We start from the raw sequence: 19,073 nt of genomic DNA, 5'->3' as shown, positions 1-19,073 counted from the left end.
AATCGCAGACTATCGCGGTCGAAACCAGCCGTGGCATGCACCAACAAGCCACGGAAATCGAGCAAATGGCTACTGCTATTCAGGAAATGTCAGCAACCGCTCAGGCTGCGGCTGAAGGTGCGGCACGCGCGGCAGATGCTGCACGTTATGCCGAGCAAGCCACGGGGACTGGCGCGCAGGTGATCGAGCAGTCGGTTGGGAATATAAATGCGCTCGCCGTCGGGATGGCCGAAGCCATGGAGCGTTTGCGCAGCCTGGCGGTGAGCAGCGAGCGGATCGGGTCAGTGCTCGACGTGATTCTATCCATCGCCCAGCAAACCAACCTGCTTGCGCTTAATGCCGCCATTGAGGCTGCCCGGGCAGGCGATGCCGGGCGCGGCTTCGCTGTCGTAGCGGACGAGGTCAGAGCATTGGCAATGCGTACACAAGCCTCTGTGGGTGAGATCGCGGGCTTAATCGACAACCTCCGCGAAGGTACCCATGACCTCAGTCAATCCATGCAGCAGAGCAATGACCAAGCGCACCGTAATGTTGAACAAACGCGCCAGGCGCTCCAGGCGCTTGATCAAATTCGCCAGGCAGTCGGTACCATTACCGACATGAACACCCAGATCGCTTGCGCTGCTGAAGAGCAAAGTAGCGTTGCCGAGGAGATCAGCCGTAACGTCGAAGCCGTCAACGAAGTGGTGAGCGAACTGTCGAAGCAGGCCAAGCAATCATCGGCCATCAGCCAGCAAATGAATGTTCTTGCTGTTGGCCAGCAGGCACTGCTCGGACGCTTTAAAGTCTGAGTCTGGCGATCAGGCTGCTCGCCTCTGCTCAGCGGTCCTTGAGCGCGCTCTGAGCCACACATAACAGAGCACCGAACCCGCCCCTGCTGCTGCAATCACCCAGCACATCGGGCGGGGCGAGCCGTCAGCCAAACTACTCACCCATGCGCTGAATGCCGCACCGAGGGCGAACTGGCTGGATACCGCCAGCCCGGCGGCGGCGCCGGCATTGTTGGGGAACAGCTTCAGCAAGCTAGCCACACAGTTGGCGCCCATCAAGCCAGTGACACTCACAAACAACACCACCGGCAACACGATCCCGATCAGACCAGGCGCCTCGGTACTTGCCACCACACTGAGTCCAAGCACCGCAACGCTGACGATCGCCGCACCAGCGCCCAGCATTGCCAGTGGTCCGAAACGCGTCACCAGACGCGCATTAATGAGCGTCACGATAATCACTCCGAAAATGTTCAGTCCGAAGAGCCAGCCGTAGCCTTGAGGCGAAATCTGAAAGTATTCGATGTACACATAGGGAGACGCGGTGATGAATGCAAACATACCGCCGAACGACAAGCCCATGCACAAGATGTAAGCGAGCGCCTGGGCGTTGCACGCGATCTGCCAGTATCCGGCCAATGCTGTACCGAGCGACCCAACGCGCCGCTCGGCAGGATGAGTCTCAGGTATATAGCGAAGGCTGGCGAGCAGGCATACCGCGGCGAAAGCGAACAATGCGGCAAAGATGCTTCGCCAGCTGTGCAATTGCATCAATAACCCACCTGCCAAGGGTGCGACGAGCGTCGCCAACATGGTGACCAGGTGCATAAGCGATAGCGTACGCGCCGCCTGACCGATCGAGAAAACGTCACGCACGATCGTTCGAGCCAACACTGACGCAGCAGCACCACCCAACGCCTGCAAGAAGCGCCACCCGATCAGCGCTTCAATGTTCTCGGCGAACATGCAGCCGATGGTTGCTCCCAGATACAGGACCATCCCCCAAATCAGAACCGGCCGCCGGCCGAAGCGATCCGAGCAGGGTCCATGAAACATCATGCCAATGCACAATCCGGCGAGAAACGCACCGATGGTGAGCTGCACGCCACTGGCGCTTGCACCCAGGTCAACCGCAATGGTCGGCAGACTCGGCAGGTAAGTGTCGATTGACAGGGGGGCGAACGCCACAAGGGCGGCGAGCAGGACGATCAGGCGACCAGGGTGACTCAACATCATTGCTCCGTCATGTGAGATGAATTCGATAACTTCTTAACATTCTGCCTTCAAAGCGGCAGAATGGTTAACAATTTAATGATCTCCCGATGAGTAACGCCCGTGACCCTGCTCCTGACCGTAATTGACCAATCACCGGTTCATCAGCACCACACCCTTCTCACTGCACCTGGGCTTTCGCTGGAGCTGGCCATCGAATGCGAGCGGCTCGGCTACCACCGCTACTGGTTGGCAGAGCATCACAACAGTATCCAGTTCAGCGGCACAGCGCCGGAGATCCTCCTCACCCGTATCGCCAGCGCTACTCGCAGCATGCGCGTTGGCAGCGGCGGTGTAATGCTGAGCCATTACAGCCCCTATAAAGTGGCGGAGACCTTTGCATTGCTCGGCGGACTTTTTCCTGGTCGGATAGATCTTGGCATCGGACGCGCGCCCGGCGGCAGCGCCTTGAGCAGCCACGCGCTGGCCGTGCCAGGCTTCGTGCCGGATGTCGATCAGTTCCCTACGCAGGCCGCCATGCTGTGTGCATTTCTGCGAGACGGCTTCCCCGCCGGTCACGCTTATCACGTCCTTACCTTCGATTTGCCGCCCGAGTCGATACCCTCGCTTTGGATGCTGGGCTCCGGCGGGGGCAGTTCCCAACTGGCCGGTCAACTGGGAATGGGCTTGGCCCTGGCGCAGTTCATCACCCCAAGCGCCTGCACGCCGCGGATTTTTGACGATCACAGAGGGGCATGGCGGCATGCTGCACGGGTCAGCCCTCCCCCCGGTCTTCTAGCGGTCGCGGCTATCTGCGCGAGTACGGATGAAGAGGCCCGCTACATCGCCGGCACGGCGGTATACCGAAAACTCAGCGCCGGCAGGACGCCACGCGAGGTTCTCCTCAGCCCTGCTGAGGTGCAGCAACGCTACAGGCAGATGAACCAGGTTGAACGTGCCAACTACGATGAAACCTTGGCGGGTATGGTGGTGGGCTCGGCGCAGACCTGCCGACGCAGGATTGCCGAATTTGCGCGAGACTTCGAATGCAATGAAATCGGCATCGTCACCGTTACCCATCGCTTCGAAGACCGACTGCGCAGCTATCAATTGCTCGCAGGTGATCAGCCCTGACCTCTGGATTGATCAACGCAGGCCGGGCTCACGGCTCAACGCGTTTGAGCTCGTTAAGCAACTGCAGCAGTTGCTGAAGTTTATCTTCACCGAACTGCGCCTGGATTTTGCGGTAGTTGGCTTCCATTCCTTCACGCATGGCATCGAAACTCGCGCGGCCGGAATCGGTTAGCGTCACGAACACTCGACGTTGATCTTCGGTGCCCTTGCGTCGGCACACCAGCCCATCCCGCTCCAGGCGGCTGACAACCCCGGTCATGCTCGGCTTGAGGATGCAAGCCAAGTGCGCCAGCTGGTGGCTTTCCAACTCGCCCTGCTGGTGCAGGATGCGAATTACCCGCCATTGCTGCTCTGTCAGATCGTGCTCATTGAGCAGCGGCCTGAAAAATGCCATTGCGGCTTCGCGGGCCTGCAACAAGCTCAGCGTCAGTGAAGGGCGAGTCTCGGTCATGAGTATAGCCTGTGCTATTTGATCCAGCTGCCAAGATTAGGGACATCTGACGAGTGCGACAACTGCCCCAGCCTATGGAAAGTGCAATCTCTTCCACGGAAAACCCATTCAAGCCCGCCCTGCAAGCTGCGAGCATCGCTCTCAAACAACGACAATTCCTTGCAGGTATCGCCACGTGGCCACCTCACTGCAACTCCGCCTGCCGCTGCCGATACTCGCCCGGTGTGAGTCCCGCATACCGATTGAAGAAACGGCTGAAATAGGCCGGGTCCTTGAACCCGAGCTGATAGCAGACTTCATTCACCGAACTGCCGGAGAAAAGCAGCAAGCGTCTGGCCTCCTGCATCAGCCGTTCCAGCACCAGGCGTTTGGATGGCAGATCGGCGATTCGCCTGCAAATGTCGTTGAGCCGCGCTTCAGTCACCCCGATCTGTGCGGCATAGCTCGCCAGCGGCCAATGCTCAAGATAGTGCGCCTCGATCAGCGCGTTGAAGCGATGGAATATCTTCAAGTCTTCATGACGGGCCGGAGTCGCCTCGCGCGAGTTGGGGCAAAGCCGCAACAAGCTGATCATGATCAGCCGCGTGAGCGATTGCAGCGCCGCATCACGTCCCGGATTAGAGCTGGCGAACTCATCGCTGAGCGCCTCCAGCCAGGTTTCCAGGCGCCGCGCCTCGGCCTGATCCGCCACCGGCACGTTGGCCAGCGCCACACACGCCGGCCGCACCTGCATTCCCATCGGCAACAGGCTGGCATCTGCCTCGATCAATTGCCAAACCAATTGCTGGCGTACGGTGAGTACATGCCCGTCGCTGTCCGGATCGGTGACGAAAGAGTGAGTCACGGTCGGCGGGGTAAGGAAGAACATCGGCCCGGATTCGATGAACTGCTGGTCATCCAGATACACCCGCACAGTGCCGGACTTCACGTAGTGCACTTGAAAGAAGCGATCGTGGCGGTGCACCGGCATGTTGCGTCCGAAAAATCCGGCGAGGTTGCCCAGCCGGTCGTGATGCACCTCGCTCTCACTGTAGCGCTGGTCGTAAACCTGACCGATGTTGATGTTCGGAATGGGATGCCGATTGCTCATTGCTGGTTGTCCGCCAGTGACTTGACCCAAATTGCCAAGGCTCATGGTGCACCCGCCAAGCGGGAGCTACAACGGAAGCCTTGACCATCGTTAACATATTAACTATAACATTAACACATTAACGACTTTGCGGGGCAGCATGCTGCTCCACCACCGCCAGGAGAAAAGCATGAGCCATGCGTTGCATGACGTTGCGAACGGCACCGTGTTCGGCGTAGCGCTGAACTACAACGGTCTGCTACAGCAGCGTCTGGCCGAATTCGAGAAGCCGCCATACAAACAGGCGCCGGTCAAGCCGGTGCTCTTTATCAAGACGCCCAACACCCGTAATGCCCACGGTCGCGACGTAATCCACCCAGCCGGTGAACGCTTGCAACCAGGCCCGGCCTTGGGCGTGGTGATCGGCAAGGACGCGACCCGGGTGAGTGCCGACGATGCGATGACCCACGTGGCCGGCTTCACCATCGTCAATGAGTACAGCCTGCCGGAAGACAGCTACTACCGCCCTGCGGTCAAGGCCAAGTGCCGCGACGGCTTCTGCTCCATTGGTCCCGACCTGATCCCGGTTTCCGCAGTCGCCGACCCGCACCAACTGACCCTCAAGCTCTATGTGAACGGCGCTGTGGTGCAGGAAAACACTACCGCCAACCTGGTGCGCAGCATCCCGCAGTTGATCGCCGAACTGAGCGAGTTCATGACCCTACACGCGGGCGATGTACTGATCACCGGCACTCCGGAGGGGCGTGTCGACGTCCATCCTGGTGACCTCGTCGAAGTCGAGATCACTGGCCTTGGCCGCCTGGCCAACACCATCGTTGCCGAGCCGGGGGAGCCAGCATGAAACACGCGCGTATCCGTTTTGAAGGCAGCGTCCATGCTGTCACCGTCGAAGCCGACAACACCGTTCGTCTGGCCGACGGCCGAGTGCTTGGTGAGCGGCAGGTCGAGTGGCTGCCACCGGCAAACGGAAGCATGTTCGCACTCGGATTGAACTACGCCGACCACGCCAAAGAACTCGCCTTCGCTCCACCCACCGAGCCGCTGGCGTTTATCAAGTCCCCCGGCACCTACACCGGACACAACCAGGTCACCTGGCGCCCGGACAACGTCGAGTACATGCACTACGAGTGTGAACTGGTGGCTGTCATCGGCAAGCCGGCGAAGAACGTCAAGCGTGAGAACGCCATGGAGTACGTGGCCGGGTACACCGTGTGCAACGACTACGCCATCCGCGACTACCTGGAAAACTACTACCGCCCCAACCTGCGGGTAAAAAACCGCGACGCCACCACCCCCGTTGGCCCGTGGATCGTCGACGCAGCCGACGTGCCAGATGTAAGCAACCTGAAGCTGCGCACCTGGATCAACGGTGAGCTGAAGCAGGAAGGCACCACCGCGGACATGATCTTCGACATTCCGCACCTGATCGAATACTTCTCCAGCTTCATGACCCTGCAACCGGGCGACATGATCGCCACTGGCACGCCAGAGGGCCTGGCCGACGTGGTGCCGGGCGATGAAGTGGTGGTGGAAGTCGAAGGCGTCGCACGCCTGGTCAACCGCATCGTCAGCGAAGCTGACTTCTTCAAGAACAACAAGGCATGAGCAGCATGATCAAACATTGGATCAACGGCCGTGAGGTCGAGAGCAAAGACACCTTCGTCAACTACAACCCTGCCACTGGCGAGGCCATCGGCGAAGTCGCCAGTGGCGGCGCCGAGGAAGTTGCCCAGGCCGTAGCTGCGGCGAAGGATGCCTTCCCGAAGTGGGCCAACACGCCGGCGAAGGAACGCGCCCGCCTGATGCGCAAGCTGGGTGAACTGATTGACCAGAACGTGCCGAAACTGGCCGAACTGGAGACGCTGGACACCGGCCTGCCGATCCACCAGACCAAGAACGTGCTGATCCCGCGTGCCTCGCACAACTTCGACTTCTTCGCCGAAGTGTGCACCCGCATGGACGGCCACACCTACCCGGTCGACGACCAGATGCTCAACTACACCCTGTACCAGCCTGTGGGTGTGTGTGGCCTGGTGTCGCCCTGGAACGTACCGTTCATGACCGCCACCTGGAAGACCGCGCCGTGCCTGGCATTGGGCAACACTGCGGTACTGAAGATGAGCGAACTGTCGCCGCTGACGGCGAATGAGCTGGGCCGCCTGGCAGTAGAAGCCGGCATTCCGAATGGCGTGTTGAACGTAATCCAGGGCTACGGCGCCACCGCCGGTGACGCGCTGGTCCGCCACCCGGACGTACGCGCCATCTCCTTCACCGGCGGTACCGCCACCGGTCGGAAGATCATGCAGACTGCGGGTTTGAAGAAATACTCGATGGAACTGGGCGGCAAATCGCCCGTGCTGATCTTCGAAGATGCCGATCTTGAGCGCGCGCTGGACGCAGCCTTGTTCACCATCTTCTCGCTGAACGGCGAACGCTGCACTGCCGGCAGCCGCATCTTCATCCAGGAAAGCGTGTACCCGCAGTTCGTCGCCGAGTTCGCAGCCCGCGCCAAACGCCTGATCGTCGGCGACCCAACCGACCCGAAAACCCAGGTTGGCTCGATGATCACGCAAGCGCACTACGACAAGGTCACGGGCTACATCAAGATCGGCATGGAAGAAGGCGCACGCCTGGTTGCAGGCGGCCTGGAGCGCCCAGCCAACCTGCCCGCACATCTGGCCAAAGGGCAGTTCGTCCAGCCGACCGTGTTCGCCGACGTGAACAACAAGATGCGCATCGCCCAGGAAGAGATCTTTGGACCAGTGGTCTGCCTGATTCCATTCAAGGACGAAGCCGAAGCGCTGCAACTGGCCAACGACACCGAGTACGGCCTGGCCTCCTATATCTGGACCCAGGACATTGGCAAGGCTCACCGCCTGGCCCGCGGCATTGAGGCAGGCATGGTGTTCATCAACAGCCAGAACGTGCGCGATCTGCGTCAGCCGTTCGGTGGTGTGAAAGGCTCGGGCACCGGTCGCGAAGGCGGACAGTACAGCTTTGAAGTGTTCGCCGAAATCAAGAACGTGTGCATTTCCATGGGTAGCCACCACATCCCGCGCTGGGGCGTGTGACTTTCAACCCAACGCGCCGGGCGGGCCAATGTTCTGACGACAGCCTGATCCGCCCGGCGCCACGGGGTCTACAACAATAAGGAGTCTGATCATGGGTAAAGTGGCCCTAGCGGCAAAGATCACGCACGTGCCCAGCATGTACCTATCGGAAATGCCTGGCCCTCGCCAGGGATTTCGCCAGGCCGCGATCGACGGGCATTACGAGATCAGCCGCCGCTGCCGTGAGCTGGGTGTGGACACCATTGTCGTGTTCGACACCCACTGGCTAGTCAATGCCAACTACCACATCCTGTGCGGCGAGCACTTCCAGGGGGTATACACCTCCAACGAACTGCCTCACTTCATCAGCAACATGGCCTATGAGTTCCCCGGCAACAAGGAACTGGGCCTGATCCTGAGTGACGCCTGCAATGCCTTCGGGGTCGAGACCATGGCCCACCACGCCACCACCTTGGGCCCGGAGTACGGCACCCTGGTGCCGATGCGCTACATGAACCAGGACCAACACTTCAAGGTGATCTCGGTCTCGGCGCTGTGCACCTCACACTACCTGGCCGACAGCGCTCGCCTCGGCTGGGCCATGCGCAAGGCGGTGGAAGACCACTACGACGGCACCGTGGCGTTCTTTGCCAGCGGCTCGCTTTCCCACCGCTTCGCCCAGAACGGCCAGGCGCCGGACTTTGCCACCAAGGTCTGGAGCCCGTTCCTCGAAACCATGGATCACCGTGTGGTGAAAATGTGGGAAAACGCCGAATGGGAGGCATTCTGCGGGATGCTTCCTGAATACGCGGCCAAGGGCCACGGCGAAGGGTTCATGCACGACACGGCGATGCTCTTGGGTGTACTCGGCTGGTCGAAGTACGACGGCAAGGCCGAGGTAGTGACCCCGTACTTCGGTTCATCCGGTACCGGGCAGATCAACGCTATCTTCCCGATCACGCCTCAGGACGGCTCGGCCATACCGCCTGCGCAAGCAGCGAATCCGGCGAGTGTGGTTTCCACCAGCCGACTCTGACCCACCTGCCAGGCCACCGCTTGGCGGCCTGGTGCCCTCGCCACAAGGAGGCGCCTCATGCCACACCTGGTTCTGCTCTATACCCCTGACCTGGAAGCCGATGCCGACATTCCCGGCCTGTGCCGTGCCCTGGCCGACTGCATGCTCGAACAGCACGACGCATCCGGCAAGGCGGTCTTCCCAACCGGTGGCACCCGCGTACTCGCCTACCCTGCCGCCCATTGCGCAGTGGCAGACGGCAACGGCGACTACGGCTTCTTGTACGCCAACCTGCGCATGGGCAGTGGCCGAAGCCCCGCTGTACATAAAGCGGTCGGCGACAACTTGCTGCAGGTGTTGAAGCAACGTCTGGATGAACTGCTGCGCCAACGCCCGATCGGCATCACCCTGCAGATCGATGAAAGCACCCAGCAGGTCTACGACGCCAAGCACAGCACCTTGCACCCCCTGTTCAACCGCCCGGCCTGAGTCCAGGTCGCCCGCTGCCTCATCACACAACAAGTACAAAAACATGAGCACACTCGAACATGCCTCGCCGGCCCACACTCAGGCCGAACTGGCCGACGCGACCCACCGCGCGGTCACCTGGCGGCTGATGCCGTTACTACTGATCTGCTACCTGTTCGCCCACCTCGACCGCATCAACATCGGCTTTGCCAAGATGCAGATGAGCCAGGACCTGCAGCTGTCCGACACGGTCTACGGGCTGGGCGCCGGGCTGTTTTTCATTGCCTATGCCTTGTTCGGGGTGCCTAGCAACCTGATGCTTGAACGCTTCGGCCCACGCCGCTGGATCGCCACATTGATGGTGGTATGGGGCGCGCTGTCGGCCAGCATGCTGCTGATCGAGAGCAGCAGCGCGTTCTACCTGCTGCGCTTCGCGCTGGGGGCCGCCGAGGCAGGGTTCTTTCCGGGCATTCTGGTCTACCTCAATCGCTGGTACCCCGCCGGGCGCCGGGCTCAGGTCACCGCGTTGTTCGCGATCGCCGTGCCACTGGCCGGGGTGGTTGGCGGGCCGTTGTCAGGGGCGATCCTGGCATTCATGCACGAGGCAGCTGGCCTGCGTGGCTGGCAGTGGATGTTTTTACTGGAGGGCGCGCCCGTGATCCTGCTGGGCCTGGTGGTACTCGCTGCACTGCCTGAACACTTCGAGCGGGTGCACTGGCTCGACGACCGGCAGAAGGCTGCATTGCGTGCCCAGTTCGGCAGCGAAGAGCAGCGCAAAACCGTGACATCCTTGGGCGGCATCCTCTCCAGCTCTGCGATCTGGCTGCTGGTGGCTGTGTACTGCGCAGTGATGCTGGCGGTCAACACATTGGCCTTCTGGATGCCCAGCCTGATTCATGGTGCTGGCATCGGCAGCGACGCGAGCGTCGGCCTGCTCAGCGCTCTCCCCTACCTGGCTGGCTGCGTATTCATGCTCGCGTGCGGCCGCTCCAGCGACCGCCAGCGCGAGCGCCGCTGGCACCTGTGCGTGCCACTGCTGATGGCCGCAGCCGGCATCGCCATCACCGGTTTGGCCCCTCAGCAACCGTGGCCAGTACTGGGCGGGCTGGTGTTGGCGGGCATGGGAGCCAGCGCGGCCTTGCCGATGTTCTGGCAATTACCGCCAGCGTTCCTCAATGCCCGCACCCAAGCTGCCGGTATTGCCCTGATCAGTTCACTGGGCAGCATCGCCTCGTTCGCGGCGCCCTATTTCATCGGGTGGGTACGCGACACCACGCAAAGCGCAAGTCTCGCGCTCTACGCGCTCGCCTGCTTCATTACCCTCGGAGGCCTGCTGGTGCTACGCACCCGGGCCGCCATCGTCAACCCTTGAACACAGAGATTGTCATCATGCTTGATAACGCTTTCATCCAGCAGGCCGCCGAACGCCTCGACCAGGCCGAGCGCTCTCGTGAGCAGGTCCGCCAGTTATCCCTTGAGCAGCCAGCGATTACCATCGAAGACGCCTATGCCATCCAGCGCGCCTGGGTAGCCAAGAAGATCGCCGCTGGCCGCAAGCTGGTCGGCCACAAGATTGGCCTGACCTCGCGCGCCATGCAGGTATCGTCGAACATCACGGAACCCGACTACGGTGCCTTGCTCGACGACATGCTGTTCGACGAAGGAAGCGACATCCCCTTCGATCGTTTCATCGTGCCGCGAGTCGAGGTGGAGCTGGCGTTCATCCTGGGCAAGCCGCTCAAGGGCCCCAACGTCACCGTGTTCGATGTACTGGAAGCCACTGAGTGGGTGATTCCGGCACTGGAGATCATCGACGCCCGTATCCAGCAGGTCGACCCGCAGACCCAGGTAACCCGCAAGGTGTTCGACACCATTTCCGACAACGCCGCCAATGCTGGCGTGGTCATGGGCGGGCGGGCCGTGCGCCCTACCGACATTGACCTGCGCAAGGTGCCGGCGGTGCTGTATCGCAATGGTGTGATCGAGGAGTCCGGTGTGAGTGCCGCTGTGCTCAATCACCCCGCCAAAGGTGTCGCCTGGCTGGCCAACAAGCTGGCGCCGTACGACGTCACCCTGCAGCCTGGCCAGATCATCCTCGGCGGCTCCTTCACTCGTCCGGTCGCCGCTCGCCCTGGGGACACCTTCCACGTCGACTACGACATGCTCGGCTCGATCGCCTGCCGCTTCGTCTGAGGACTGACCATGGACATGCCTATCAACCATTTCAAACAACGCCTGCGCAGCGGCCAAGCCCAGATCGGCCTGTGGCTCGGCCTGGCCGATGCCTACTGCGCCGAACTGGCCGCCAATGCTGGCTTCGACTGGCTGCTCATCGATGGGGAACATGCGCCCAACGACCTGCGCGGCATGCTCGCGCAGTTACAGGCAGTGGCCCCCTACCCTAGCCAGGCCGTAATACGCCCGGTGATCGGCGATACCGCACTGATCAAGCAAGTGCTGGATATCGGTGTTCAAACCCTCCTGGTACCGATGGTCGAAAGTGCCGAGCAGGCGCGACAACTGGTCAAGGCCGTGCATTACCCGCCGACCGGCGTACGTGGCGTGGGCAGTGCACTGGCGCGAGCGTCGCGCTGGAACAGCATCGCCGGCTACCTGGACCACGCGGACGCGCAGATGTGCCTGCTGGTACAAATCGAGAACAAGGAAGGCCTGGCCAACCTGGACGACATCGTCGCGGTGGACGGCGTCGATGGCGTGTTCATCGGCCCTGCCGACCTCAGCGCTGCCATGGGCCACCGTGGCAATCCGGGGCACCCTGAAGTGCAGGCAGCGATCGAAGATGCCATTGTGCGAATCGGCAAGGCCGGCAAGGCGGCGGGGATTCTCAGTGCCGATGAGAAGCTGGCACGTCGTTACATCGGACTGGGTGCGGCCTTTGTCGCAGTCGGCGTCGATACCACCGTGCTCATGCGCGGGCTGCGGGACCTGGCGGGCAAGTTCAAGGATACGCCTGCGTTCAATAGTGTCGCAGGCGGTGTGTACTGAACCTTCGCTATCGCTAGAAACAAAAACGGCGCCCGATGGGCGCCGTTTTTGTTCAAGACCATTGTCACATCTGAATAATGGCTTTGAGCACGGTCTTGAAGGTCTCCAACTGCTCAGCACTGAACTGCCCGAACACCTTGTCCTGCTGCTCCTGAGCAATGCCCCACAGCGCTTCGGTCTCATCCACCCCTTTTGCAGACAGCCGCACACGACCGTCGTCGTCAGCGATCAAACTCTTGCGCTTGAGGTTGGCTACGGCCTCCTCAATCTCACGCGCAGGCATCGCCACTTCGCGCTGCAGGTCGTTCAAGCTGAGCCCAGCATCGTTTTCCAGCACCATCAACATACGGGCTTCGCTAGTGCGCAGGCCAGTGCACAATTGACGCGGCTGATAGTCGGCCTGGTAGGCACGCAGGGCCTGAGTCATCAGGTAGTACAGGTTGTGCTGCAGACGGCCCTGGAAGTGACTGCTCGGCGCCTGCCCTTCCGCCCGTCGGGTCATGCGGGTGTGCGGCAGCACCATCGAGTAAGCACCTTGATGGTAAAGCAGCGGAGAGCGGCCAAAGTCATCGAAGGCTACGACCTTGCCGACCAGGATCCAGTGATCGCCGCCGTCCAGTTGCTGGAACTTCTCACACTGGAAACGCGCCGCACAGTCGGCGAACAGCGGCGCACCACCGATCCCTTCCTCGTACTCGATGCCGGCGAAACGATCGTCCTTGGGACGTGCGAAGTTGTTCGACAGGTCGATCTGATCGGCCGCGAGGATGTTCACTGCAAAGTGCGAAGCTTCCTCGAAAACCTCATGGCTGGTGGAGCGTTTATCGATACTCCAGAGGATCAATGCGGGGTCCAGTGACACCGAGTTGAAGCTGTTGGCGGTGACACCGACCTTGCGGCCACTCGGCCCGGCTGCGGTGACCACAGTCACGCCAGTCGCGAAATTACCCAAGGCACGGCGGAAGGCACGGGTATCGAAATCGGTCACAGAGGTTGAATTGGACATGCAAGACTCCCGGGCAGGCCGAACGGGCCTGCCCCTGTTTGTTGTTGTGGTTGTTGCGGGGGATCAGCCGGGCGGCGGTCAAACCATCGCCGGGTCAGGCTCCAGGCCCATCAGTTCACGGCCAAGGATCTGTGCGCAGACGTCATAGTCGGTGTAAGCATGGGCACCGGTCATGTGCGAATCACGGAACAGTCGCTGCAGTTCACTGGTATCGAACCAAGCGCCGCCGCCGGCTGCTTCCATCAGGCGATCGACCGCCTGGATGCACATTTTCACCGCGTAGCCTTGGTTGGTGCGCCAGAACGCCAAGGTAGCGCGCGATGGGTATTCATGACGTTCGCTGTATTGCGCAATCTCGTCCCAGCTCTTTTCCAGCAACGCCCGTGCGGCAGCCACCTGGTGGGTGGACTCAGCCAGGCGCATCAGGGCAGGCGTGGCGGCACCGACCGCCGCACCGGTGTAGGCACGCACGCGGTTGCGGGTTTTCTCGCGGAACACTTCCAGCATGCGCTCGGCAATGCCCAGGCTGACGGTAGAGAAGCCGCTGGCGAAATAAGGGCGATACGGAGCGAAGAAAATCTTGCTGTCCGGGTACATACCGAAGCCGGCGGACTTGCCTTCCATCATATCCTTGGCCTTCTGGATGCGGTGCTCGGGCACGAAAGCGCCGCGTACGATCAGCGTCTTGCTGCCGCTGCCGCGCATGCCCACTGCATACCAGTCGTCACGGATTTCATAGTCGCTGCGCGGCAGAACCGCGAAGCAGTAATCCTGGGTGCCTTCGTCATTGGGCCGACGGAAGCCGAGGATCGCCCACTCGGCGTGGTCGCAGCCGGAGCTCCAGCCCATTTCACCACTGAAGGTCACACCGCCTTCCACCTCTTCGGTACGGCCGAACGGCGCGATGCTGCTGCTGGCCGTGGCGTCCGGGTCAGTACCCCATACGTCCTGCTGCAACTTGGCCGGGAACATCGCCATCTGGTGGCTGTGGGTGCACAGCAGGCTCATAGCCCAAGCGGTGCTGGCACACGCGCCGGCCAGCAACGCGATGCACTGGGCGAACTGCGGCAAGGAAATTTCCAGGCCACCGTACTGCTTGGGCAGGAAAGCGCGATGCATGCCGATACTTTTGAGCGAGGCGATGTTCTCTGCTGGCACACTGCGGTCTTGCTCAGCCTTGAATGCGTTGGCAGCAATGGCCGGCAGGATGGCTTTGAGGTCTTCCAGCAAAGGATTTGGCTTTTTCATGAACGGTCTCTTTATTATTGGATAACCAGCGTGCAACCCCCTGCGCGGCAGCGGGCAGCCGAATAGTCTCAATGACGCGTTCAGTATGTGGCTGAGGCAGGTGTCGAGAAATGCACGTTACGAGGGGAAAATTGTACTTTCCATGGTATCGGCCCTGGGTTCACCTCGAAGCGATTGACCCCTGCCCCAGTCGCCACCACAATCCTTCTCGAAGCGCGCGTGGCCTACCCGCGCCATTGATGGAGTGACCTGGTTGAAAGCGCTTTCCCCCTCTGCGGCACGTATCTGCGACGCCGCCGTCGGCCACTTCGCAGCATTCGGTTACGACGCCTCCTCGTTGAATGAGATCGCTCAACTGGCTGGCATGCGTAAAGCCTCGCTCTACGCGCACTTCGCGAACAAGGATGCATTGTTCCTGGAAGCGTTTCAGCGTGCACTGGAAGTGGAGACCCAATTCGTCGAGAGCACTTTTCGAGAGGAGGCGGCGGGCGCAGTAGCGCCTGGGCACTGGCTGGTGCTTCACCTTGCCGAGCGCTACCAACAGTCGCAGAACCTGCGTTTCATCCTGCGCACCGCGTTTCTGCCTCCGATCGATATCAAGGAGGCCGTCACCTCAGGGTTCGAGCGATATCTGGACGGCGTGCGCGAAGGTTTTTGCCAAGCGCTGCATGCGCGCTATAGCTGGGCCGACCTGGCAAGCACACGCCTGGAGGTCTATGCCGATGCCTACCTGGGCATCATCGACAGCCTGCATGTGGAACTGATGTATGCCGACCCCGCCGTCTATGCACGACGTGCGGCATCGCTGTTGAAAATCCTTGACGACTCATTGTCGCTGAACCGCTGAGGCGAGGGGCAGCCACGCGGACCTACGGCTTGATCTTCTTCATCTCTTCGAGCAGCCGGGTCAGTTGCTGAAGCTTTTCCTCGCCGAACTGACTCAGGATCTTGTCGTAGTTGCGGCCCATTTCCTCGCTCATGGCCAAAAACACCTGCTGCCCCTTGACCGTGAGGTTGATGAATACCCTGCGTTGGTCTTCAGAAGACTTGCGCCGCGCGACAATACCGTCGCGCTCAAGGCGCTTGAGCACGCCGCTCATGCTCGGTTTGAGAATACAGGCAAGCTCAGCCAACTGATGGCTTTCCAACTCACCCTGCTGGCGCAGGATACGAATGACCCGCCATTGCTGTTCGGTCAACTCGTGGGCGTTCAGCGCCGGGCGGAAGAACGCCATGGTGGCTTCGCGAGCCTGCAGCAGCGTGAGCGTAAGGGAGGGGCGTGGCGTGGTCATTCGTACGGGGGGCTCGTCGATAAAAAGCGTGCAGGCGAGTATGCCAGCACACGCTCATTAATACATTAACCAATTACTCGATAAGCAAGTGGTAATGGCGCTTCTTGCCCAAGCTCAGGCGCCATTGATGCTGGCCAGGCGGTAAATCGGCGTCCACTGATAGCACCACCTCACCATCCAGGCGCAAGCCCCCTCCCTCCGCCAGTCGCCTTGCCGCACCACGCGATGGTTGCAGACCGGCCTGCACCAGTACCTCGGCCAGGCTCAAGACCTGCAGCGTGCTGCGGGCTACGGTAATAGTGGTCAACCCAGCGCCGCTGCCGTCCCCGTACACGCCACTGGCGGCCTCTCGCGCAGCCTTGGCTGCCTCAGCGCCGTGCGCCAGGGCTGTCACCTCATCGGCCAGCAGCGCCTTGGCCTGGTTCAAGGCCGCACCACCCTCGCGCGTGAGTTCGGCGATCCGCTCCAGCGAAAGTTCTGTAAACAGGGCCAGAAAGCGCGGAAGGTCCCGATCGTCGCAATTGCGCCAGAACTGCCAGAAGTCGAAGCTCGGCAGGCGACGCTCGTCAAGCCAGACTGCGCCGTTGAGCGACTTGCCCATCTTCTTGCCATCGCTATTGGTCAATAACGGCATGGTCAGACCGAACAACTGACGCTGATCACGGCGCCGGGCCAGCTCGACGCCATTGATGATGTTGGCCCACTGGTCAGCACCGCCCAATTGCAGCGTGCAGTCGTGCTGACGCGCCAGCTCGGTAAAGTCATGGGCCTGCAGCAGGGTATAACCGAACTCCAGAAATGACAGCGAGTGTTCCCGGTCCAGGCGTTGGCGCACCGAGTCGAACGTCAACAGGCGGTTGATCGAGAAGTAACGCCCAACCTGGTCGAGGAACTGCAGATAGCCGATACCATCGAGCCACTGCGCGTTGTCGACCACCAAGCCCTCCCCCTCACCCAAACGCAGGTAGCGCCCGAAGGTCCGCGTGATGCCAGCGATATTGGCCTGAATCTGCGCCTCATCGAGTACCGGGCGGCTCTCGTCCCGGAAGCTTGGGTCACCGATCCGCGTGGTCGCGCCACCGATCAGCAGGATCGGACGGTGCCCAGCCTTCTGCAGCCAGCGCATTAGCATCAAACCCTGCAGGTGCCCGACATGCAGGCTGTCGGCTGTGGCATCAAAGCCCAGATAGAACGTGCGCGGTCCATCGCGCAGATGAGAGCGTAGTCCTTCGAGGTCAGTGCTCTGGTGAATGAAGCCCCTGGCTTGCAGGTGGCCGATCAGGTCGGAATGCAGGTCGCTCATGATAACTCCTGGGTAAAGCCCGAGGAGCGAGACACACGTCCAGCCGCCCCGGGCGGATGACGTGCACGCAGTCACGACCGCCTCAGCTTGAGGTGGCGTAACGGCGGTAACGTGGTAGATTTATTAACATATTCATGACATCCATGATCAAGGAGTCTACGACGTACGTCAAGCCTCCACCTACACTGCGCCCTGGCACGCAGAGCAAACGCCTTGGCAGGCTCAGGCAAGACGCCTACCGATCGTTAGGTGCTCAATGGCACCACGTGCACTGCCTCGGCAAAGGCCCCATCACAATTCCAATTCAGCAGGCTGCGTCATGATCAACATCGAGACCCCGACCTACTACACCGCGACCAAAAAATACAACCTTGGCTTCCCCACCCTGGAAAGCGACATCGACGCCGATGTCGTGGTCATCGGTGGCGGCTTCTCGGGTATCAACACAGCACTGGAACTGGCAGAAAAAGGCGTCACCAATGTGGTGGTACTCGAAGCCCGCTACCTGGGTTTTGGCGGTACCGGGCGCAATGGCGGGCAGATCATGGCCGGCATTGGACATGATCTGGAAAAGATCAGAAGCAGCGTCGGCGACCAGGGGCTGAAGCAGATTTTCGAGATCAGCGAACTGGGCGCCGGCATCATCAAAGAGCGCATAGCCCGCTACAACATTGATGCCGACTTCTGCCACGGCTATGGCTACATGGGCTTCAATAAACGCCAGGAAAAGACCCTGCGAGCATGGGAAAAAGACTTCAAGTCGATCAACACCCATGACGAGATCCGCTTTCTGGGTGGTTCTGAGGTCAAGCAGATCATCGGCAGCGACGCTTACAGCAGCGCCCTGCTGCACATGGGCGGCGGCCACGTGCACTCGCTCAATCTGCTGTTGGGCGAAGCCCAGGCCCTGATAGGCCACGGCGCGCGCATCTTTGAACACAGCCCGGCGCTGGAGGTGACCTACGGCGAGCGTATCAAGGTGCGCACCGGCCGCGGCTCGGTACGAGCCAGCAAGCTGCTGTGGGCCTGCGACAGCTTCCTCAACAAAATGGAACCGGAGCTGCACGCACGCACCATCAACACCTACGCCTTCCAGATGATGACTGAGCCACTGCCGGAAGAACTGATACAGCGTATCAGCCCGATCCGCGGCGCTTACAGCGATATCCGCCCGGTGATCGATTACTACCGCGTCACCCGCGAAAACCGCCTGCTGTTCGGAGCCGCCACGCCGTTCATCGAGCACATCCCGCTGGACCTCAAGACCTGGAACCGTGCCTTGATGCTGAAGATTTTCCCCTACCTCAAGGATGTGCGGATCGACCTCGCCTGGGGCGGCCCAATGGCCACAAGCGCCAACCTGTTCCCGCAGATCGGCACACTCAGCAATCGCCCCAACGCATTTTACGTTCAGGGATATTCGGGCTTTGGCGTCACGCCCAGCCACATCATTTGCAAGATTCTCGCCGAGGGCATGCACGAAGGCTCATCGCGCTACGACCTGATCAGTTCGGTCAAACACGCACGGATCCTCGGCAAGGACCATTTCCGCCCGCTGCTGCTCACCGCCGGCAAGACCGTGCACCAGCTTTCGGGCTATTTCAACGGCCGCCGCTAACCGTATCTTTCACCCACTGGAGAACTGCCATGACCCTCACTGCCGCCAAGCAAGGCATACAACTGTCCGAACTCGATGCCTGGGGCACCGTTGCCGATCTGGGCTCGGAAATCCTCGAAGGCGAAGTCAAAGCCTTTGGCAAAATGACCCACGGAGCGCCGACCGACGCCGTCAGCAGCGCTTACTTTGGCACCACCCGCGGCAAATTCCGCATGGTTTACCCGTTCAACGAGCAGGCGGTAATCGTCACAGGCGAAATCCAGCTGACTGACGAGTCCACAGGCCAGGTCACTCGCTACAAAGCCGGTGACGCCTGGTTCGTAACCAAGGGCACGCCGGTGCTGTGGGAGATTTTGAGCGAGTCGTTCGTCAAGCACTACTTCGCCGTGGCTTGACGCAAGCAGGTATTA

Annotated in this window: 20 protein-coding genes; 13 read left to right on the top strand and 7 right to left on the bottom strand. The window is 60.9% G+C overall.

Features of this window, described 5'->3' with window-relative positions; genetic code table 11:
* The first annotated feature begins 35 nt into the window (after positions 1 to 35).
* Positions 36 to 791 carry a methyl-accepting chemotaxis protein gene (locus PPA02S_RS23525; protein WP_439646110.1) on the top strand — a complete coding sequence of 252 codons (756 nt, stop codon included), beginning with the start codon at positions 36 to 38 and terminating at the stop codon, positions 789 to 791.
* Positions 792 to 800: 9 nt separating this feature from the next.
* On the opposite strand, the gene PPA02S_RS01050 is transcribed toward PPA02S_RS23525, so the two are convergent.
* Entirely contained in the window at positions 801 to 2,003 is a 1,203-nt protein-coding gene (locus tag PPA02S_RS01050) for a Bcr/CflA family multidrug efflux MFS transporter (protein ID WP_245614623.1), read from the bottom strand.
* A gap of 102 nt (positions 2,004 to 2,105) precedes the next feature.
* On the opposite strand from PPA02S_RS01050, the gene PPA02S_RS01045 reads away from it, so the two are divergent.
* A complete protein-coding gene (locus PPA02S_RS01045; protein ID WP_028634132.1) occupies positions 2,106 to 3,116 on the top strand; it encodes an MsnO8 family LLM class oxidoreductase in 1,011 nt (336 codons plus the stop codon).
* Positions 3,117 to 3,144: 28 nt separating this feature from the next.
* Here PPA02S_RS01045 and hpaR (PPA02S_RS01040) read toward each other — a convergent pair whose 3' ends face one another.
* Together hpaR (PPA02S_RS01040) and hpaA are read right to left on the bottom strand one after the other, a co-directional pair.
* Positions 3,145 to 3,567 carry a homoprotocatechuate degradation operon regulator HpaR gene (gene hpaR / locus PPA02S_RS01040; protein ID WP_028634133.1) on the bottom strand — a complete coding sequence of 141 codons (423 nt, stop codon included), beginning with the start codon at positions 3,565 to 3,567 and terminating at the stop codon, positions 3,145 to 3,147.
* 184 nt (positions 3,568 to 3,751) lie between these two features.
* Complete coding sequence (hpaA, locus tag PPA02S_RS01035) at positions 3,752 to 4,657, bottom strand: 4-hydroxyphenylacetate catabolism regulatory protein HpaA (protein ID WP_028634134.1); 906 nt, start codon at positions 4,655 to 4,657, stop codon at positions 3,752 to 3,754.
* A 169-nt stretch (positions 4,658 to 4,826) separates the two neighbouring features.
* Here hpaA and PPA02S_RS01030 point away from each other — a divergent pair, with 169 nt between their 5' ends.
* The 8 genes from PPA02S_RS01030 (at position 4,827) to hpaI (ending at position 12,196) form a co-directional block, all read left to right on the top strand.
* Complete coding sequence (locus tag PPA02S_RS01030; protein ID WP_028634135.1) at positions 4,827 to 5,498, top strand: fumarylacetoacetate hydrolase family protein; 672 nt, start codon at positions 4,827 to 4,829, stop codon at positions 5,496 to 5,498.
* Positions 5,495 to 6,262: a fumarylacetoacetate hydrolase family protein gene (locus PPA02S_RS01025; protein ID WP_028634136.1), complete on the top strand. Its 768-nt coding sequence runs from the start codon at positions 5,495 to 5,497 to the stop codon at positions 6,260 to 6,262. Before PPA02S_RS01030 ends, PPA02S_RS01025 begins: the two co-directional genes overlap by 4 nt.
* A gap of 5 nt (positions 6,263 to 6,267) precedes the next feature.
* Positions 6,268 to 7,728 (top strand): 5-carboxymethyl-2-hydroxymuconate semialdehyde dehydrogenase, encoded by a 1,461-nt coding sequence (gene hpaE / locus PPA02S_RS01020; protein ID WP_028634137.1) that lies wholly within the window; start codon positions 6,268 to 6,270, stop codon positions 7,726 to 7,728.
* Between the two features lie 91 nt (positions 7,729 to 7,819).
* Positions 7,820 to 8,743 (top strand): 3,4-dihydroxyphenylacetate 2,3-dioxygenase, encoded by a 924-nt coding sequence (gene hpaD, locus PPA02S_RS01015; protein ID WP_028634138.1) that lies wholly within the window; start codon positions 7,820 to 7,822, stop codon positions 8,741 to 8,743.
* A gap of 57 nt (positions 8,744 to 8,800) precedes the next feature.
* Entirely contained in the window at positions 8,801 to 9,211 is a 411-nt protein-coding gene (locus PPA02S_RS01010; RefSeq protein ID WP_028634139.1) for a 5-carboxymethyl-2-hydroxymuconate Delta-isomerase, read from the top strand.
* A gap of 43 nt (positions 9,212 to 9,254) precedes the next feature.
* On the top strand, positions 9,255 to 10,562 hold the full coding sequence (locus PPA02S_RS01005) for an MFS transporter (RefSeq protein WP_028634140.1): 1,308 nt from the start codon (positions 9,255 to 9,257) through the stop codon (positions 10,560 to 10,562).
* A gap of 17 nt (positions 10,563 to 10,579) precedes the next feature.
* Positions 10,580 to 11,383, top strand: coding sequence for a 2-oxo-hept-4-ene-1,7-dioate hydratase (gene hpaH, locus PPA02S_RS01000; protein WP_028634141.1), 804 nt, complete (start codon positions 10,580 to 10,582; stop codon positions 11,381 to 11,383).
* A 9-nt stretch (positions 11,384 to 11,392) separates the two neighbouring features.
* Positions 11,393 to 12,196, top strand: coding sequence for a 4-hydroxy-2-oxoheptanedioate aldolase (gene hpaI, locus PPA02S_RS00995; protein WP_028634142.1), 804 nt, complete (start codon positions 11,393 to 11,395; stop codon positions 12,194 to 12,196).
* Positions 12,197 to 12,260: 64 nt separating this feature from the next.
* Here hpaI and PPA02S_RS00990 read toward each other — a convergent pair whose 3' ends face one another.
* Both PPA02S_RS00990 and PPA02S_RS00985 read right to left on the bottom strand, forming a co-directional pair.
* The gene (locus PPA02S_RS00990; RefSeq protein WP_028634143.1) at positions 12,261 to 13,202 is read right to left on the bottom strand and encodes a p-hydroxyphenylacetate 3-hydroxylase reductase component; all 942 of its coding nucleotides are present in this window, start codon (positions 13,200 to 13,202) and stop codon (positions 12,261 to 12,263) included.
* A 78-nt stretch (positions 13,203 to 13,280) separates the two neighbouring features.
* Positions 13,281 to 14,450, bottom strand: coding sequence for a p-hydroxyphenylacetate 3-hydroxylase oxygenase component (locus tag PPA02S_RS00985; protein ID WP_028634144.1), 1,170 nt, complete (start codon positions 14,448 to 14,450; stop codon positions 13,281 to 13,283).
* Between the two features lie 253 nt (positions 14,451 to 14,703).
* Between PPA02S_RS00985 and PPA02S_RS00980 the strand changes: the two genes are divergently transcribed.
* Positions 14,704 to 15,297: a TetR/AcrR family transcriptional regulator gene (locus PPA02S_RS00980; protein WP_028634145.1), complete on the top strand. Its 594-nt coding sequence runs from the start codon at positions 14,704 to 14,706 to the stop codon at positions 15,295 to 15,297.
* 22 nt (positions 15,298 to 15,319) lie between these two features.
* On the opposite strand, the gene hpaR (PPA02S_RS00975) is transcribed toward PPA02S_RS00980, so the two are convergent.
* Together hpaR (PPA02S_RS00975) and tyrS are read right to left on the bottom strand one after the other, a co-directional pair.
* Complete coding sequence (hpaR, locus tag PPA02S_RS00975; RefSeq protein WP_028634146.1) at positions 15,320 to 15,742, bottom strand: homoprotocatechuate degradation operon regulator HpaR; 423 nt, start codon at positions 15,740 to 15,742, stop codon at positions 15,320 to 15,322.
* A 73-nt stretch (positions 15,743 to 15,815) separates the two neighbouring features.
* Positions 15,816 to 17,045 (bottom strand): tyrosine--tRNA ligase, encoded by a 1,230-nt coding sequence (gene tyrS, locus PPA02S_RS00970; RefSeq protein ID WP_028634147.1) that lies wholly within the window; start codon positions 17,043 to 17,045, stop codon positions 15,816 to 15,818.
* Between the two features lie 319 nt (positions 17,046 to 17,364).
* Here tyrS and PPA02S_RS00965 point away from each other — a divergent pair, with 319 nt between their 5' ends.
* Positions 17,365 to 18,663, top strand: coding sequence for an NAD(P)/FAD-dependent oxidoreductase (locus PPA02S_RS00965; protein ID WP_028634148.1), 1,299 nt, complete (start codon positions 17,365 to 17,367; stop codon positions 18,661 to 18,663).
* Positions 18,664 to 18,692: 29 nt separating this feature from the next.
* Positions 18,693 to 19,058: a cupin domain-containing protein gene (locus PPA02S_RS00960; RefSeq protein ID WP_028634149.1), complete on the top strand. Its 366-nt coding sequence runs from the start codon at positions 18,693 to 18,695 to the stop codon at positions 19,056 to 19,058.
* Positions 19,059 to 19,073 lie beyond the last annotated feature (15 nt).

The sequence above is a fragment of the Pseudomonas parafulva NBRC 16636 = DSM 17004 genome (genome assembly GCF_000730645.1).
Lineage (GTDB): Bacteria > Pseudomonadota > Gammaproteobacteria > Pseudomonadales > Pseudomonadaceae > Aquipseudomonas > Aquipseudomonas parafulva.
Note: the sequence above shows the minus strand (reverse complement) of the source record. Positions and strands in the feature narration are given on the sequence as shown.